Below are 20,199 nucleotides of genomic sequence, written 5' to 3'. Positions count from 1 at the left end.
CTGGATACTTTTTTCTATTCATCTTTCAAAACTTTTGCAGGATTCGTCTGGGAAGCATTAAAAGCATGTAATCCAACGATGGTCAAACATACTATCAAAATGAGGAATCCTGAAAGGATAAACAGCTCATATGGCATTCCGATCTTAAAGGCATACGTGTTTAAAAATTCACTGGAAAAAAACCAAGCAATTCCTGAGGCTATCACAAATGAAACCCCAATCAACCATACATATTCCTTGCTGATCATTACCAGCACTTGTATAATAGTAGCACCTAAGACCTTACGGATACCAATTTCTTTGGTCCGTTGAGCAATGGTAAAAGAGGATAACCCAAACAGGCCAAGACAAGAAATCAAAATGGCAAGTCCTGATGCGAAGCCCATGACATTTCTAAGCATTTGATCATCTTCATAAAATGCCTCTACTGTCTCGTCTAGAAAATTAAATTCAGCCGATTCCAAGGGATAAACTTCTTTAAATAGTTGATCCATTTCGGTTTTTGCCAAACTGATATCCACACCTTTTTCTAATTTCACATTGATAAGTGGAGAATATTCTGGAGAATAAAACATTACCAATGGGCTAATTTCAGACCTTAAATTCAAGGCGTGAAAATCTTTAACTACCCCCTTAATAATCCTGTTTTGACTTTCATAGTTAAATGACAAACCTATCGCCTCGTTTGAGTTTCTAATGCCAAGCCCCTTTACAAAGGCCTCATTTACCAAAACCTGATCTTTTTGGTTAATAATATTTTCTCCAGCAATCAATTTTAACGCATTGACTCCCACAAAGGAAGAATCAATATTTTTAGTTTGTATATCGATCTCCACTTTGGTCGTGTCTACTACCAAGTTAATTCCTGATGTATTATAACTATTGGAAGAAACTAAGGCATCACTTTGAGAAACACCAGCCACATAAGATTTCTGATTTAACTTCTCTTTTAATACATCAATCCTACCGGAGGATTCCATAAATGGAGTGGCAATGTAGAGCACTGCTTCTTTGTCAAAACCCATTTCCTGCCTACTCAAATAACGTAATTGGCTGTTCACAACTAACACCATAATCACAAATGCAATGGAAAAGGTAAATTGTACTATAGTCAGATTTTTCCGAAGAAAAACTCCAAAAGAAAATTTACCTCTCACACCTTGCTGTTCTCCTTTTAAAGCTCGTTGAGGGTCATATTTTCCAAGAACTAATGCTGGATATAGACCAGCTACAAAAGTCAAGAGAAAAGAAAATCCCAACAGGAACGTAAGATTTGACAAGGAAATGAATTTCATTTCAAAGTTTTCTGGTAAATAAGATTTTGAAAAAACTCTCAAAATCTCCGTAAAAACACCAGATATACACGTAGCGATAAGTACGATAACCAACGTCTCCGCTAAAAATTGATGGGTAAGTTGCAACCTACTTCCACCCAATGTTTTCCGGATACCCACCTCCTTCGATCTATTGGTAGCTTGGGCTGTTTCTAAATTAATGAAATTAAGACATGCTATTACCAAAATGATCAACCCTAAAATAACTAAGCCATTCAATATTAATTTATTTGCCGGCTCATTTCCTAATGCATCTGAAAAATGAATTTCTGATAAAGGCTGAACAAAATGTTGTCTAACTTCTTCTTCTTGATCGCCAAGATACTTATTAATTAAATCAGGAAATCCTGCTTCCAGATGCTCTGGACCGACATCCTCCGACAACTTGACAAATAGTTGGGAATTAGAGGTGAAGGCATCCCAACGATCCATATTAAACCTGCTATTATCTTGAAGAAGATCAATACTATTCAAGGAAATAAAATCAGTAAAATCCAAGTCTGAATTTTCAGAATAGGATTTCACAATACCCGTCACTCTAGCCGTAATAGTATCCTGATTAAAGTAAACGATCTCTTTGCCCAATATTTCATCCATGGACAAATTAGGAAAGTAAACCTTAGCCGTCTCCTCTAATAACACTACGGAATTAGGGTCACCTAATGCCAGGTCCTTATTTCCAACGATCCATTCTCTCGGAAAAACTTTGAAGAATGATTTGGACGCCAACAAAGCCTCATTTCTTCTCCCAAAATTAGTATTGGATTCCGGAATACTAACCAGGGGCTTTTTATAGATATAAACGTGGGCTTTTTCCTCAATTCCAGAGATATCCTGATCAATCACTTCAGCCATTGGGAATGGCACTCCAGGATTTGAAAATATCATCCCACTATAGCTGGACTTTGTTGTAATTCGATAGATCCTATCTCCTTCCGGATGGAAATTATCATAGCTATGCGCTTCCAAAACGACATTAAAAATCAAAAAACAAATAGAGATCCCAATTGATAAGCCCAATACATGGATAGCTGTTCGAAGCTTATTTCGGAGGATATTTCTCCATGCTATTTTAAAGTAATTTTTTAACATAAACTCAAATTTTCAACATTGCAATTCATTCAGTTTTCTTGTATTGCTAAGACTAAACAAACTTTGAAATCCAAAATCAAAGGTCCAATTATTCATCTTTTAGGATTTCCGAAGGGTTAACAAATACTGCTTTTATGGTCTGGAAGAAAGTAGTTACCATAAAAATCATCAGGATGCTAAAAGCCGGCAACATAAAAAACCAAAGCCCCAAAGAGATTTGAACTTGAAAGTTTTCGAGCCAACCGGATAAAATAAAATAGGAAATGGGGATCCCCATTACAAAACAAATCGCCAACCAAATCAAGTATTCCCCTGAAATCAAGTTCAGAATCTGAATTGGGGTGGCGCCAAGAATTTTGCGAATACTCAACTCTTTGTTTTTTTGTAGAACCAGTTGGTTGGTAACCCCAAGAATTCCCATAATCGCAATGATGATTGCTATTACGGAGGCCAATCCAAAAATTTGAACAAATTGTTGCTCGCTCTTGTACTGCTTATCAAAATGCTGATCCAAGAAATAATACTCAAAGGGAGAACTTGCATACGATTTTTTAAAAATCCCTTCAATCTCCCGAAGAGTCTGTTCTGGATTTGAACCTTCAATATCTACTATATAATAATTCAAATCCCCAGGCGAGAAATTTAAAATCATAGGATCTATCTCCACATTTACTCCTTGCTGTCGATAATCATCCACTACAGCAATAATTGGAACGCTAGAGTTACCATGTTCAAGTTGTTGTCCTATGGCATCCTCTGCATTTTCAAAACCTAAAGCATACATCGCTTTTTTATTGATAATGGCTTCATTTCCTTCTTCTAAAGCCGTATTAAAAGGCTTTCCTACTAGAAACTGAATTCCAAAAACATCAAAATAATCCACACCCACATTCAGCATGGTGTACATAACCCCGTTATTCTCTTTTCCTTCTACATGAAAACCTTCAGATCTCCAATACACCTCATTTCCCGGAATTTCATTTGTTGCACCAATACTCCTAACGGAATTTAGCGCCCCAACCGAGTTTTGAATTTGTTCTTGGTAGTTTCCACTTCCCTCTATAAATAGCATGGGAGAACGAAATACTAATTTATCTTCCAGGTTAATCCCCAACTTCTGCTGACGCATAAATTCCAACTGCTTATATACCGTCAAGACTCCTGTAATAATGATAAGGCAAAAGACCAATTGACTGACCAAAAGCGGTCTGGCAAAAGCTGATTTTAACTTAAATTTAAGCGTACCCTTTAAAGCACCTGCAGCAGAAAAAGAAGTCAAAACTAGAGCAGGATAAATTCCTGATAATATAGTTCCAAAGACCCAAAAACCAATTAGATAAGCAAAAATGGAATTAAACTGAAAAGCTCCTTCAGGCAGACCTAAACCCAAAATATTATTCAAAAGTTGACCTGCAGAAAACACTAGAATTGCTGCTAGAGCTACCGCCAGAAAATTAATTAGAAAACTCTCAAATAGAAATTGAATAAAGATTTGAAATCTATTTCCACCTGAAACCTTCCTTACGCCAATTTCTTTTGCCCTACTTAGCGCTTTCGCATTAGAAATATTAATGGAATTGAGATAAATCATCAATAAAACAAATACTCCGATCCATATAAAATATCCCAATTTCTTGCCATCAACTCCTTTTTCATATTCTCCAGAATAGTCGAGCGTCGTGTGAATACTATTTACAGGTTGTAGAGATAGATTCCATTCTGAATTGCTGGCTTTTAAGTTTTCCCCATAGTGTCCCTGTAAACTTTCATTGATTGCTTGTTCAGTTTCAGCAATTGAGGCATCAGGGGTTAATTTTAGGAAGGAGTACATGTTTAGCCAATCGTAAGATTGATCAATCTCCTTCCCTATGAAGTGATGTAACGTGGCATATGAAATCAAAATCTCTGGCTTGATATGCCTATTTGCAGGAGGGGAATCAAAAACCCCAACTACTTCAAATTCCACCGTTCCATCAAAATTGGTACTGTTTATTTCGAGGGTTTTTCCCAAAGGGTTTTTATCAGCAAAAATCTTTTCGCTGATAGTTTGAGAGAGCATCACTTTTAGGGGCTCTGCCATAGTTGTGACGTCCCCTTTCAAGGTTTCTGTATCGAAAAACTCAAAGTAGTTTTGATCAACAAGAAATATATTCTCTTCTCTTACAAACTGCTCTTCAAATCCAGCTATGACTTCACCTAGAATTACGACCCGGCTAAAATCTTCTACAGAAGCTACTTCCTTAGAAAAGGTTTCTCCCATAGCAGGAGATGTTCGGGAGGCTTTTTCCAAAAGCTTTCCATTGGAATAAGAAGTTAGATTAACTCTATAAAGTTGATCTGTGTATTTTAAATCGGAATCAAAACTTTTCTCAAACTTCACATAAATAATAATGATAAGCACAGTACTGATTCCTATCGCAAGACCTCCAATGTGGACCATGGAGTTCAAACCTTGGGCGTAAAGCTGTCTAAAAAGTATTTTCAAATAGTTCTGAAACATAACCTGTAAAGTTTAATTGAGATATTGGCAACCCTCTCTTCTTTTATTCTTTGCTCTTATTCATCTTTCAGTGTTTTTACTGGATTCATCTGGGATGCATAATAAGACTGAGCCGAGACTATCAGCAGCGTAAACCCTATTCCTGAGATAGCCAAAAGAGTGAAATTCAACCAAGAAGGCCATTCTTTCACTGCAAATTGCTCAATCCAACTTTGCATGACATAGAAGCTTAGGGGCAAGGCAATAAAAATTCCGATAAGCGTGATTACCAAGAATTCCTTATTAAACATCCATGAAATACTCCATGAGGAAGCTCCCAGGACTTTTCTGATTCCAATTTCTTTGGTACGTCCCGAAATACTCAAGGCAGCCAAAGCAAATAAGCCCATAGCAGCAATTAGAATCGCAATACCTGCCGCCAAAAAGACCATTTTTCCCAGCCTTTCATCTGCTCTATATTGAGCTTCGACAGTTTCATCCAAGAAACTGAAACTAAAAGCTTCTGAAGGAAACACCTTTGCCCATTCATCTTCCAATAAAGTTATAAATGATTCAAAATCAGAGCCATTACCTTTTACAATTACTTTAGGGTTGGTTGCAGAATTTATACTCAAAGAATTAATCCCACTGAAAACGGCTTCAGGACTTTTTGCAAATAGAACTGGTTCAATATCCTTATACAAAGAAGCATGGTTAAAATTCTTTACAACCCCCACAATTTCATGACTATCGAATCTAGTACTAGGCATCATTTCCGCAGTAGGGTCCTCCCAACCCATCGCTTCGGCAAACTTTTGGTTGATTACAAAAGCGCTACTATCCGCTCCTTGGTCTGGGTTAAAATCACGGCCTTGCAAAACCTCTAACCCTAAGGTTTTAACATAATCACCTCCAACGAAATTTACTTTAAATTGAAATTGCTTTCCATCCTCTAAAGGAAAGCCAGCATTCCAAAATGCATCATCGCCATAGGTAGCGATGGTGATCCCTGCAGATTGTATTTCAGACCTTGCGCTTAAGGATTGTCTATATAATTCGGCTTGTTTGAAACTTTCATTTATAGTTTTCACAAAACTGGTTGAAGGAATTTCTGGCACATCTACCATTACCACCATATTTTGATCAAAACCTAAATCATAGTTTCGAATCGTATTCATTTGATGAACCATAATTACAGTTGATGCCACTAAAAGGAAGGAAATGAAAAATTGAAAAGCTACTAAGCCTTTTCTTAGTCCTTGCTTACCAAAATGTAGCGAAAGAGTTCCTTTCAAAACTTTAATTGGTTTCAATCCTGAAAGGAAAAATGCCGGGTAAGCACCAGCTAAAAGGGTAATAGAAATTACTAAACCGATTAAAATCAAAATTTGATTTAATCCATAAACTAAGCTCAGATTCTTCTCAAAAAGCTCATTAAATGTTGGCAATAATATTTCTGCTAAAATAGCCCCCACAACTAATGCTGCTACCGTCGTCAAGAAGGCTTCCGTCAAAAATTGAAATACTAATTGCCCAAAATCAGCGCCCATCGTCTTTCTGACCCCTACTTCTTTTGCCCTTGTCATCGCTCTCCCAATGGCCATGGTAGTAAAATTGATGCTGGCAATTAGTAGAATTAAAATAGCTATTGTCGATAAAATCCAAAGTAATTTGGGACGGGTAGTTTCGATCATGCCTGCATTGGGATCATCCGAAAGATGCATTTCTGATATAGGCTCCAAAGTGAAATAGTATTCTCCTTCTGCATAATCCTCTCCCAAGACCTTTTTCATCATGGCTTCCATTCCCGCTTCTACATCCTGTTCTTGACTAGCACTAGCCAGAGTAACATAAGTTTCACCAAACACATTGTACCAAGAATTTCGGCTTCTCTCCTCTACCATTAAATCCAAGTTCTGATCATTCAATAACATATCAAACTGAATACTTGAGTTGGTAGGAATATCTTCCAATAGCCCAGTTACTTGATACTCTTCATAAGATTCAGCTACTCGGATTCTAATGCTTTGACCAATCGGGTTAGTATCTCCAAAATACCTTTTAGAAGTTTCTTCTGTGATTACAATTCCGTACTTATCGCTTAGAGCGCTTGCTTTATCACCTTGTAATAAATTGAAATCAAAGATTTCTAAAAAGTCAGGGCTCACTGTTAAAAATTCTTGACTTTGAGTATTCTCTTCATCAAGGTAGGCCTGAGCCACTCCTCCAATGAATCTAGTTACTTTTTGTATTTGAGGAAACTCCTCCTTGAAAGTAGGGGCTGAAACGATGGGTGTTGAAAATGAACTTCCCAACTCCCCTTCAAACATTTCATATCTTTTAATTCTAAACGTATTTTCTGAATTAGAATGGAATGTATCGAAGTTTATTTCGAACTGGACAAAAAAGAAAATCAAAATACTGACTCCCAAGCCTAATGAAAGCCCAATCAAATTGATCCCTGTGTGGAGTTTGTTTTTCGATAAATTCCGAAGAGCGATTTTGAAGTAATTTTTGAACATTTTTTGTAATATTTATTCTTTTTCTGATTTCAGAAATTGTGTTTTTTATTCGTTTTTAATCGATTCAACAGGATTGGCAAAAGCAGTTTTTAATGATTGGATAGAAACTGTTGAATATGCCAGTAAAACGGATATTGTTGCGGAGGCTAAGAAAAACCAAATAGAAATCGGGACTTTAAAAGCAAACTGATCCAGCCATTCCTGCATCAGATAATATCCCAGTGGCAAAGCAATCAGCAATGAAAAACCAACCAGTATCAAAAACTCGGAAGTCAGCTTGTTTACTATTGTCATTGCTGAAGCTCCAAGTACCCGGCGGATTCCAATCTCTTTTCTTCTGGATTCTGCGGTGAAAATTGACAATCCCAATAGTCCCAAACAGGATATCATCAAGGTGAGGAAGGCAAATGACCCCAAAAGTGAACTGGTCTGAGCTTGTTGCTCGTATTGCATGGCAATGTCATCATCCAGAAAATTGTAATCAAACGGAAGGCCTTCATTAACCTCTTTCCAGGTAGCCTGAAGTTCTGTCATCATGGTCGAATTAATCCCATTATTGGCTTTGATTAAGACATAATTCGTCCCATCAAATGCTGCATTTTTTGCAGGTAGATAAATTGTAGGTGAAATAGAATACCTTAGATCCCGGGTATGATAATCCTTTACCACCCCAACGATATTCCCTTTGTAATTGGAAAAAAGCTCTCCATTTTCCTCGGTAAAAACTCTCAAATCAGCTCCAATTGCTGACTCAGAATCTCTTCCTAACCACTCTAAAGTTGCTTCATTGACAATCATTGCCACATTATTGAGATCTGGAAATCTATCCCGCATCAATTGGGAAACACCTCTGTCCGAACCGTCCTCTCTAAACTCTCTGCCTGTGATCATAGCGATCCCAAGACTTTCAAAGTAACCTGCATCCACGTATTGAACATTAATGTTTTTGGTATCTCCTTCTTTAATTCCAGGAAAATCAGCGGTCGGATTCCAGCCGGTGTCAATTCCCGGTCTGTCACTGGAGAATTTTACTGAAGAAACACCAGCCACCTGTATCAGCTCCTGTTTTAAAACATCCCCTTTTTCTTTGGCTAGATTTCCCATTTTTACAGAAATCAAACCTTCTGAATTAAATCCCATGGAGGAATTGGTCATGAATTGATGCTGGTAAAAAGCTACGGATGCACAGAAAACCAACAGGGTTGATAAAACAAATTGGAAAACAACCAGCGATTTCCTTAAAACTGCCTTCCCACTACTTAATGGAGATTGTTTTAAGATCATTTCTGGTTTCAGTCCAGAAAGGTAAAAGGCCGGAAAAATACCAGCCAAAACTGAGGAAATCACCCAAATCCCTATTAGTAAAACTTGTAAATCACTGTCCCTAAGAATGTCTATCGGAATCCTCAAGGAAATACTCGATTCGATCAGAGGAATGCTCAGATAAACCAAGATCAGCCCGATAAACATTGAGATCGCATTGATCAAGAATGATTCCGCCAAAAACTGGGAGATCAATTGCCCTCGTTGTGCTCCATTCACTTTTCTGATCCCGATTTCTTTCATCCTTTTTATAGCCCGGGCAGTAGCTAAATTAATAAAATTGATACATGCTAGAACCAATACAAAAATTCCTATTGAAAGGAAAATCCATAAAGTCTGCTTCGAAACAGGTGGTGTCCATTCTCCTGAAAAACCTGCATTGGTATGGATGTCTGTGATGGGCTGAAGAAAGTGAACGTAGGATTTTGCCTCCTCGGCGTTTCTATAATTGGGAGTGATTTCAGGAATTCTATCACTGATTAAAGAGGGATTTTGATTTGGATTTATCTTTACATAAGTATAAGTCTGAGGCCACCAGAAACTACCAAAATTTGCAGTCACTGGGAATTCATTGAACGATTTAAACGTGTTCATGCTGGCTACAAAATCAAAAGCCATATGGGAATTCTTTGGGAATTCTTTCAAAACCCCTTTAACCTCAAAAGGTAAGTCGCCAGTAGAAATCAAAGTCTTTCCTATCGGGTCTAGGTCTCCAAAATATTTTTGGGCCATTTCTTTTGTAATCACCACTTGGTAGGTGTTATCAAGCACTCCATCCCAACTTCCCTTACTCAATTCAAAACCAAAAATTTGATCAAACCCTTCATCTGAAAAAATAAACCGATCCTCCCTAAATCGCTCATCTGGGGACTGGCCCTCAGGAGCATACAAGTATGTACTGATTTGGGTAACACTTACTACCTCATCCAATTCATTTTCAAACTCTTTGCGCAGCATTGGAGCTACTGCACCTCCAGTCCAAGCCCAAGAACTATTGTTTTGGACATTTTGAACTACTCTATAAACTTGCTCTGAATCAGGATGAAAAGAATCATAAGATTCTTCATGTTTCACATAAGCTAGTAGAATCAAACAGCAGGCAAGTCCAATAGACAAGCCCATGATATTGATCAAGGAAAAGGATTTCTGCCGAATCAGATTTCTCCAAGCAATTTTAATGTAATTTTTTAACATATAATTAAACCTTTAGCCTAAAGTCTTTCATATTTTCTATTTGGAAGAGCTATTTCAATTGAAATTGACCAGTTGCCTGCCAAATCCCATTTCAGACCAATCCTTCTAATTCTACTTTTATGCCATGAAAAAAATTAAAATTATGCGGACAAATTTGTTCGCCTGCAGACTATCTATTTGTAGACTTTAATTTGAGATACTTAATTGATAAACTCAAGGTTGATACTTCCACCGGAGCTTTCCATATTCAGTTCGGGGCCTCCTCCATTTAATTTTCCTACAATCAAATCACGTTTGATTTCACCATCGAAGTTGGGAAGTTTGGTGTTTACTCTTCCTCCTCTTAGGTTAAGATTCAATCCAAGTCCTTCAGGAATCATGGCGGTAACACTCCCACCTGAGGTTCTGAAATTCAAATCTTCATCAATCCTCAACAAGCTCGCGCGGATAGAGCCTCCACTAGTACTAGCATTGATCCCTCCGGAAATATTTTCAATGCTTACACTTCCTCCAGAAGTTCTCACACTTAGCATCCCCGTCATTCCATCAATTTTTACTGCCCCACCACTGGTTTCAACATCTACATCTCCTATAAATTCTTCCAAAGAAAAAGACCCACCTGAGCTTCGGGTATTCACTTTCCCTCCCGATTCGGCCACTCGGATACTACCACCAGAGGTGGATGCATTTTGGTTTCCCTGAACCCCATAAATTGAGATAGAACCTCCACTGGACTGAAATTCGGAAGAGACCTCTGTAGGTGCCATGATCTTAAAAGAAAGGTTAAGTCGCTCCCCACGTTTCCAATTCATATTGTTTTTGCCCTTCACTTTGACAGAAACTGTGTTTCCACTTTGATCGATGGTGATAGAATAATTCTCCAATAATCTGTCCACTTCAGCATTTCCTGGACTCATTTCTTGCCCATTCCTTTTCACAAACATCTCTACCACTATTTTATTGCCATTTCCACCGGTGACAGAAACACTTGCTCCAGAAGTCTCTACATCCAACATAGCATTTCCTGAGACCTGAAACTGCTTCTTCAAATAAGGTTCTGCAGCAAAAGAGTCTAATGAAAAAATCATTAGGATCATTAAAAACACTGCTTTCAGATTCATTCCTGTTTCCATGATTAGTAAATTAAATTAGTTGATTGATACGTTTTCAAAAGATTGTTCCTAATCTTTTTATTTCCAAATTGATGCCAATCAAAATCCCTTAATCTAAGCTTCTAAGCCATTTTTCACATAATCTACAGCGTTTTATTCGTACAGCATTGTCCGTTTTTGGGCAATATAATTTGTCTGTGTTGAGTCAACTTTAAGCTGTCTAGATATAAAATTTTTTAAATCACCAAAGCAGCTTCTGATTATTCATTTTTCAAACTTTCTATAGGATTGATTACAGCTGCCCGGAAGGCCTGGGAAAATATAATCCCAATACTGATCAAGAGAATTACCCCAACGCCAATTCCTACAGGTACCACTCCAATGCTGATTCTGGAGGCAAAGAATTCCAACCAAGCATTATTGATGAAATAGGCTGCAGGAACTGCCAAAAGAATGGCTATACCAAGCAATTTCAAAAAGCCCTTGGAAAGCAAGAATATAATCTGGGAAATACTTGAACCCAAAGTCTTCCGAATTCCAATCTCTTTGATTCGAGTTTGTGCGGTATAGGTAGCCATTCCCAATAATCCCAAACAAGAAACGAAGATGGCCAAAAATGAAATGAGTCCAATTACAGCTATCACATCTCCCAATACCTGATGTATAAAGAGCAATTCTTCATCTAGGTATTTGTATGAAAATTTTGAATCAGGATTCACTTCTTTCCAGGTTGCTTCCAAAGAAGCTAAAGTCTGAGCTTGATTTGCTCCGGAAACTTTCACCAAAGCAAATCCCAACGCATCATTTCTATTTCGCAAAACCAGACTTTCCATGGATCTATCTGGAGATAGGAACTGAAAATCTTTGACCACACCAGCAATTTGCACATTTTTAAAATCCCCCTCGTCTTCGACAGCAAGTTGCTTACCTACAGCTTCTTCACTGCTTCCCAAATTAAAATTCTTTACGGCAAATTCATTGATTAAAATGAGGTTATCACTTCCCTCTTCAGGAATGTTTTTGCCAGCAACCAAATCTAAATCCAAGACATCTATTATCCCGCTGTTGATATCAAAATAGTTGGTTTGCAAACTGTCAAGGGGGTAATCTGGATTGATCACTTCTGTTCCAAAATTCCATCCTCCAGCAGGAATTAAAGAGGTTCCTCCAACCGAGGAAACAGCTGGATTGGAATTCAGCGCCTGCGCAAATCGAGGGTAGTTTTCTGCATTGAAAAGCTTAACAGTAACGATATTTTCCTTCTCAAATCCATAATCAAAATTCAGTATATGTTTAGCCTGAGACTGAATCAAAACCACTGAAATAATAAAAATGAGTGAGATTGAAAATTGGGTCACAAGTAACACATTCCTCAAACCCATTCTTTTGAATAGTCGAACCCCACTGAGTTTATTGAATAGGTTGACGGGATTTAGTTTTGCTACGTAAGTTGCCGGCAATAAACCAGCGACAACACCAACCAAAATACTGAAACCAATAAAAATCAGGATACCCCAAATGCTTTGTTTGAAAGAAATTTTGAGATACTGATTAAAAGTCAGGCCATCAACTCCACTTTCCAGAATCTGAAGCATTAGAAATGCAAAGAATAAGGAACAGAGAGAAATAACCACCGCTTCTGTGATAAACTGGGCAAAAATCTGTCTTTTATTCGCTCCTGAAACCTTTCTAATTCCAACTTCTTTTACTCTGGTAAGGGATCGTGCTACAGACATGTTGGTATAATTCAAACAAGCTGAAAACATGACGATCAGACACAAAACCGACAATATCAACAATACTATTTTGGGAATAGATACATGAGTCGTATTACCAATAATACCTATCGGGGTAATTTCTCTCAGACCTACTGCCTTAAAAGAGTGCTTATTTTCATACTTATCCCCATAAATTTCTTCTGACACCTTATCTAGATTCGCCTGTAAATCCTTTTTCTTTTGACCTTCTTTTAAAAGAACATATGTATAATTTGTCCAGACATTATCCCAGTTATCCTGTGCTAAAAATAAAGAACCCTCAGGTAATGACTTCATTGTACTCAATGACGCCAATAGTTTGAAAGGCAGATGTGTTTTGCCTGGGTTAGGATTTAAAACTCCCGTTATGGTAAAATAGCCGAAATCAGTTTCTATATTTCCTTCCTCGATATCGGTAGCCTTGATATCCTTGTCATGAAAAGCTACTGTCTTCCCTAATGCAGATTCATTTCCAAAAAGGATTTCCGCCATATCTGAAGTAATGACTAGGGAATAAGGCTCATTTAAAGCCGTATTATGGTCTCCTTCTTTAAAAGAAAAATCAAGGATTTTAAAGAGATTCCCATCAGCAAAATATCCACCTCCAGTAGCAAATTTTTCCTCATAGATGATATCTCCACCTATTTCTTTATTGATTGCGGCGGCTTCCTCAATAATTGGGTATTCACTTTTCAGCTTCTCAGCTAAAGGCAACGCTGAACTTGCCGATTCCCCATTATTTTGTTGATACCTTGTGGTATGTACCCGATAGATTCTGTCTTTTTTACTATGATAGGTATCGTAGCTATATTGATCCATCAGGATCATAATAATGAGGAGACAAACGGACATGCTGACAGCAAGTCCAAGGATATTGATCAAGCTAAAGGATTTGTTCCTTTTAAGATTTCTCCAGGCGAGGATTATGTAGTTTCTTAGCATAACCTGTTAGATGCAGATCTAATGAAATAGGTTACAAAAAAATAACACCCTTTTATTAAGTTTATTATCGCTGTGAATTAAGTTAAGAATCTGTAATACAAGTAATTATAAATTAAAAAAGTCTTTATCTTTCTTAAAATTAAATGAAGAAACTTAGCACCTTATTTGACCAGCTTTTTCATCTTTTTTGGAATTGAAAAAGAAACCAATTTATAAACAAATAATTTCTTAATCGCTTTTAAAGGTCTTAGCTGGATTGACCAAAGCTGCTTTGATAGCCTGGGAACTCACGGTAATCAAGGCAATAAACAAGGTAATAATACCTGTAAGTAAAAATATTTTCCAATCAATCGTAGTTCGGTATTCAAAAGTATCCAACCAGTTTTTCATAAAATACCAGGAAAGTGGAATCCCAATGATTACGGATATCGTTACCAATTTCCCAAATTCTGTGGAGAGTAAGCCTACCAGATTGGAAACGGAAGCTCCCAATACCTTTCGAACAGAAATCTCTTTTTTCCTACTTTCAGCAATGAATGTCGCCAAACCAAACAAGCCCATACAGGAAATCACAACAGCTAATCCAGAAAATAAAGAAGTTAGAGAAGCAGTCCTTTTTTGGGATTGAAATTTTTGTTCATTTTCCTGGTCTACAAACTTGTATTCAAAAGGAGAACCAGAGTTGAACTTTGCAAATACTTGTTCCACACTAGCTAGAGAACTTGCCATATTCTGATTGTCCTTTAAGCGAATGTGAATAAAATTCAGGTTCTTTTTGGGACCCATCACAACGATAGGTTTTACCTCTTCAAATGGAGATTCCATGATAAAATCCCTGACCACTCCCACTACTGTAAACTCCAACTCATCGTCTTTAATGATTTGTCCAATTGGGTCTTCAAACCCCATGATCTCTGCGGTTTTTTCGTTGATTATAGCTGCCATACTATCACTGGCAAAGGTAAAAATGTCAATGTCACGACCTGAAATCAATTCCATTCCGGCGGTTTCGACCAAGTTTGCATCTTCTCCCATTCTGTAGATCGATGGCCTATAGTCTGGATCTTTACCTTGCCAATCCATCATATTAGTATCACTGTAAATTTCAGTCAATGGTGAGAAGGTGTAGGTCACACTTTCCACTTCGGGTAGGGCCAAAAGTTCATTCCTCATCGCCAATTTATTTTTCCTAATGGATGCAGTCACTTGATGAAAAATCAAATTCTCCTCATTCATTCCCATATCCCTATTCTGGACATATTCCACCTGATCACGAATGATCCAAACACTGGAAATCAATGCTACAACTACAGCAAATTGGAACACCACCAATACTTCCCTCGGTTTAACTCCGAAGCTTTTTCTAGCTCCCATTTTTGGTTTAAAAATAACCGTTGGGTTAAAGGAGCTCATCAAGAATGCCGGGTAGCTTCCTGCTAAAACCCCGACAAACAGGATGTAAACAAAAGATAAAATCCAGAAATAGGGTTGGTAAAGAGGGTTTGCCAGTTGCTGACCGATCAAATTGGTAAACCATGGAAATGAAATGGACAATATGATCAATGCCACAAGATAAGCACAAAGGGCAATCAAAATGGATTCCGCCAGAAACTGTCCAACTAGCATATTTTTACCTGCTCCGGAAATTTTGCGAATTCCCACCTCTTTGGATCGTTTCTCACTTTGAGCCGTACTCAAATTCACAAAATTGATCCCAGCAATCACCAACACTAGAATTGAAACAATTCCGAACATTCGGATCAATTCAATCTTTCCACCAACAGACTGACCATTTTCAAATTTTGAATAAAGGTGAAGGTCTTTGACCGGAAAAAGAAAGTCAGAAATCTCATCTTCTAGGCCTCCATATTTCCTTGAAAAGTCGCTATACTTTTCATTAAAAAGATTGATATCAGTACCCTCAGTTAGCATAGCAAAGGTTCTCATGGAGTTATTTCCCCAAAAATCATCCACCCAACCCATAGCTTCCAGTTTTTTGAAAGGAATAAATGCTGTAAAAGAAAAGGAGGTATTTTCAGGCAAGTCTTTGATAACTGCTTTGACTTCAAAATCCAACTGATCCTCAACTCTAACAGATTTACCAAGAGCAGATGTTTCTCCAAAAAGTTTGTTGGCTACTGACTCCGTCAACACAATGTTGTCTGGAGCGGAAAGAGCTTCCACCGGATCGCCCTCTAACACCTCAAAACTGAAGATTTTAAAAAATCCGGGATCTGTAAATGTAGGCTGTTCAGAAAACCTTTTTTCACCAACAGAAAAAATCATTGGATCCCATTCTGTAATTCTGGCGATCTCCTCCACTTCAGGAAATTCTTCTTTTAGCGTTGGAGCGTAAGGCGCTGGAGTATAATCCCAACTCATTAGCTCACCTTCAAATTCGGAAGTCCTCCAAACAGCATAGATCCGATCAGAATTTTCATGGAATCTATCAATAGAAACTTCAAACTGTACCCAAATAAGAATCAAGATGGATGCTGCCATCCCAATTCCCAATCCACCAATATTGATAAAAGAATATCCTTTGCTTCTACTGATATTTCTCCAAGCGATTTTTAGGTAGTTTCTCCACATGATTGATTTAGTTTAAAATTGAAAAATTGGCATTAATTGTAATTCAATCTTTATTCTCTGATCTCTCGATTCTTTGCCCTTGAAACTTGGTACTTTTTACTTCGTACTTCAAACTTTTTCACTCACTTTTCAGACTTTCCACTGGGTTCATCAATGCGGTCCTAACCGACTGAAAACTCACCGTGATCATTGCAATCATCAAGGCTATCAATCCTGTCACACCAAAATACCACCACTTCAATTCGATTTTAAATGCGAAATTCTCTAGCCATGTATCTGCTAGATAGACACTTAAAGGGATAGAAATCAAAATAGCTAGAAGCACTGTCTTGGCAAAATCCTTTGAAAGCAAAGTCATGATGCTCCAATCAGTCGCGCCCATGGTCTTTCTTATACCAATCTCCTTGGTTCGCTGCTCAGTCATAAATGCCGTCAAACCAAATAATCCCAAGCAGGCAATAAAAATCGCCAATAAAGCAAAACCAATAATCATTTTACCGGAAAGCTCTTCTTTTTCATAATTACGTTGGAAATCCTGATCCAAAAATGAATACACAAAGGGCTCATTAATACTGGATTCTTTCCAAATGGACTCGGCGTTTGCCAAAATCTGAGAAGCATCACTTCCAGCGAAATTTGCGATGAGATATCCACCATTATCCTGATTGATGAAGGCATACGGTTGAATTTGTTTATGCAGACTTTGGAAATGAAAATCCTTAACAACTCCAGCAATTTCGTAGCTCACTTGCTCCCCACCCCAGTCAAAAAACACCTTCTTACCAACCGCATCTGAGGTTTCATATCCTAAAGATTTCACAGCAGATTCATTCAAAATGATCTGGCTTAAGTCTGCTGTATATTCCTCCGTAAAGCTTCTTCCCTCCAATAAGGTAAAGCCCAAAGTCTCTACAAAATCATCTCCCACAAAGGCATTGGTGATATTTACCAAGTTATCCTTTGGCTGCCCCTCTGCATAGTACAGCATGCTTTCGATACTTTCTACTCCCGGGTAAGTGGTAGCAATAGTTACAGACTTCACTTTGGAATCCTGAAGCAAGCCCGCTTTTAAAACTTCATATTTCCCAACAGCTTCTTCACTTTGAAGTGGCAAAATTAATTGTTGATCTTTAGCAAAGCCCAAGTCTTGTTTTTGAACAAAATCCAATTGGTTCTTCATCACCAGAACCATCAAAATCAAACAGGAAGAAATTGCAAATTGAAAAACAACCAATATTTGTCGTAAGGAAACTCCAGAAACTTTCCCTTTAAATTTCCCTTTCAAAACAGAACTTGGAGTAAATCCAGATAGAAAAAATGCCGGATAGGTTCCTGCCAATAACCCAGCAATTAGTGCCAATCCGAAAATAGAAACCAAAGGAAGTGTACGCTGGAATAGATCTAATTCTTTCCCAGTCAACTGGTTGAAAAATGGCATGCAAAGCGAGGCAATCAGAAAAGCCATAATCAATCCAAATAAGGAAACCATAATGGACTCTCCCAGAAACTGCTGGACTAAAGCACCCTTTTGTGCTCCAAGCAATTTTCTTATTCCTACTTCTTTAGATCGCTTTTCTGATCTCGCAGTAGCCAGATTCATAAAATTGATGCATGCGATTAAAAGAATGAAAAAAGCGATCAAACTAAAAACATACAAGGTCGTGATATTACCGGTCGTGCCGAGTTCATATTCTATCCTTGAGTGAAGATAAATATCCTCCAAAGGCTGCAGAAACAAACTTTTTTCTACCCCCATTGCCTTCAGATCTGCTGCTCCATGTTTATCAAAAAAGGCAGGAAGTTTGGCTTCAAAAGTATCCGGATCTACCGAAGGTTGTAATTTCACATAGGTGTAAAATATGTTATTTGCAGCCCAATTGTTCATTCGCTTGACTGCATTGCCGATGTCATTATTCTCCATCGAAAGGAAGAAATTCGCATCGATATGAGATCTTCGTCCTTTGTCTTCAAAAACCCCCGTCACAGTATAATCAAAATCTCCAAAAGGCAAGCCAACGGAAATGGGTTGGTTGATTGGATCTGAATCTCCAAAGAATTTATTGGCCAAAGAAGCTGAAAGCACGATAGAATTTGGTGTTTTTAGCGCATTTTCCTTGCTGCCACTTAGCAAAGGGTAATCGATCACCTCAAAAAATGTGGAGTCTACATAGTAGCCATTTGATTCGTAAAATTGGGTTATTTCCCCATTTTTCTCACTTTTCAATAGCATTTGATCTAGCTCAGGAAACTTCATGATTCGAGTGGAGTTTTCTACTTCCTCAAGGTCATTTTTTATCGCCTCAGCAAGTGGTCCAGGAGTTCCAGCCCATTTACTTTCGCTGGTTTCTAAAGCGATCCTGTAGATTCGCTCCGAATCCTTGATCTCTTGATCATAAGCCAACTCATCAAATACAAAGAGTCCAATTAGCATACAAGCAGCCAGGCCCACGGCCATCCCAAATACATTAATGACTGTTAGCGATTTGTATTTTATCAGGTTTCTAAAAGAGAGTTTAAAATTGTTTCGCCACATGTACGAGTTGATATTTAATAATTGCAGTTTCGGAAATTATTGGATTTTATTCACTCATTTATGAATCTTTCCAAAGACATTCGTAGCAAAGTACATAATACCTATTCCTACAATTATGCCAAGAAAAACAGCCTTCAGTATGCATAAGGAGCGTTTTTACTGTAATTAGTCTCTAGTTCCTCGGACGATTTCGTTCGTATTCGGTCAAAAATCAACTTGATTGATAATCATCCTATTACCACCCCAATCTTCTTGTAACCTGTTCGTCAATAAGGCTAAATAATTGTTTTGGATGCTTGGTTCTCCAGGAAACATCATTCAACTTCCCTCCCATTACCAAATAATGATCAATTCCAAATTTGCTCATTTCCTCTAGAACATGCTCCCGCATATTTAAGACGGCTATCCAACCTTCTTCAAGCTCATCCTGCCATTCTTCGTAGTAATCTCCAGATTCCATATCCGCATGAAAATTAAATACATTCTCACAGATAAGAATGAATTTATTGATCCCCTCACTGATCATCAGCTCAATGACATCTCTCTTCAAAGTCATGATATCATTGTTTAAAAGATCGTTCCATTCTCCAAGCAATTCGATGATAGCAAACCCTTGGTTATAATCTGCAAAGAGCACTTTTAAATAAAGCGTTTCGCTCCCAAAATTGTCCCACTGAGGATGAATGAGGTAATTGTAAATCTGATCAGTAAAGTAAACTTCACTGTTTTCATAGCCAAAAAATGGAGATCTCTGATCTTCAGCCGCGGTGTATATGTTTCTCCAGTTGTAGTAAGGTTCAAGTGTGTGCATCCTTTTGGAAAGGTTTCCATTCTAAAGTAAAAACCCCTTCAAAAGTTCAGAAACTGCTTAAAATCCTTCTATTTCAAAAACATTAATGGACCTGCATCCATTTTTTGCTCTCCTTACTGACGAATGTAATTGGAACAAATTTATCTGTAGGAGCTCCAATATAATATACCGTCCAGTTGGGGTCATGATGAGCAAGCATGTCTGAAATGCAATCAGCGCGGTGACCTTTAGGATTGGCGCAATCATCCCAATAAAACAACTCCACTTTGTAATGAAGAGACTTCACTTCGTTATTAATAATGACCTGGATTTCTATATCCTGTTTACCAGGAAAAGTCGGAATAGGAATCGCAATGTGACTCATGACTAAAAAGGTTTAAGTGTAAAATTTTTGATGCATCAATTGTGGTTTGGCTTTAAATAATTCGCTGGAGATTATTTTCAAATTCAATAATCTCCAAAATCTATAATCCACTTCCATGCCATTAATAAACCCTCTAAATTGCTC

At 37.7% G+C, this 20,199-nt stretch carries 10 protein-coding genes; all 10 read right to left on the bottom strand.

Annotated features, from left to right (window positions below):
• Positions 1–14: 14 nt before the first annotated feature.
• Complete coding sequence (locus AAGF08_RS03405) at positions 15–2,426, bottom strand: FtsX-like permease family protein (RefSeq protein ID WP_343509590.1); 2,412 nt, start codon at positions 2,424–2,426, stop codon at positions 15–17.
• 88 nt (positions 2,427–2,514) lie between these two features.
• Positions 2,515–4,926, bottom strand: a complete 2,412-nt coding sequence (locus tag AAGF08_RS03400; protein ID WP_343509588.1) for an ABC transporter permease — start codon at positions 4,924–4,926, stop codon at positions 2,515–2,517.
• A 56-nt stretch (positions 4,927–4,982) separates the two neighbouring features.
• Positions 4,983–7,427, bottom strand: a complete 2,445-nt coding sequence (locus AAGF08_RS03395; RefSeq protein ID WP_343509586.1) for an ABC transporter permease — start codon at positions 7,425–7,427, stop codon at positions 4,983–4,985.
• A 45-nt stretch (positions 7,428–7,472) separates the two neighbouring features.
• The gene (locus tag AAGF08_RS03390; RefSeq protein WP_343509584.1) at positions 7,473–9,944 is read right to left on the bottom strand and encodes an ABC transporter permease; all 2,472 of its coding nucleotides are present in this window, start codon (positions 9,942–9,944) and stop codon (positions 7,473–7,475) included.
• A 200-nt stretch (positions 9,945–10,144) separates the two neighbouring features.
• Positions 10,145–11,077: a DUF4097 family beta strand repeat-containing protein gene (locus AAGF08_RS03385; protein WP_343509581.1), complete on the bottom strand. Its 933-nt coding sequence runs from the start codon at positions 11,075–11,077 to the stop codon at positions 10,145–10,147.
• Positions 11,078–11,316: 239 nt separating this feature from the next.
• The gene (locus tag AAGF08_RS03380; protein ID WP_343509579.1) at positions 11,317–13,695 is read right to left on the bottom strand and encodes an ABC transporter permease; all 2,379 of its coding nucleotides are present in this window, start codon (positions 13,693–13,695) and stop codon (positions 11,317–11,319) included.
• 288 nt (positions 13,696–13,983) lie between these two features.
• On the bottom strand, positions 13,984–16,347 hold the full coding sequence (locus tag AAGF08_RS03375) for an ABC transporter permease (RefSeq protein WP_343509577.1): 2,364 nt from the start codon (positions 16,345–16,347) through the stop codon (positions 13,984–13,986).
• A gap of 118 nt (positions 16,348–16,465) precedes the next feature.
• Positions 16,466–18,880 carry an ABC transporter permease gene (locus tag AAGF08_RS03370; RefSeq protein ID WP_343509575.1) on the bottom strand — a complete coding sequence of 805 codons (2,415 nt, stop codon included), beginning with the start codon at positions 18,878–18,880 and terminating at the stop codon, positions 16,466–16,468.
• Between the two features lie 235 nt (positions 18,881–19,115).
• Positions 19,116–19,691 (bottom strand): hypothetical protein, encoded by a 576-nt coding sequence (locus AAGF08_RS03365; protein WP_343509573.1) that lies wholly within the window; start codon positions 19,689–19,691, stop codon positions 19,116–19,118.
• 82 nt (positions 19,692–19,773) lie between these two features.
• Complete coding sequence (locus AAGF08_RS03360) at positions 19,774–20,055, bottom strand: hypothetical protein (RefSeq protein WP_343509571.1); 282 nt, start codon at positions 20,053–20,055, stop codon at positions 19,774–19,776.
• Positions 20,056–20,199: the final 144 nt, after the last annotated feature.

Source organism: Algoriphagus sp. SE2 (assembly GCF_039563885.1).
Taxonomy (GTDB): Bacteria; Bacteroidota; Bacteroidia; order Cytophagales; family Cyclobacteriaceae; genus Algoriphagus.
The sequence above is the reverse complement of the archived record's forward strand: the minus strand, read 5'-3'. Positions and strand labels throughout refer to the sequence as shown.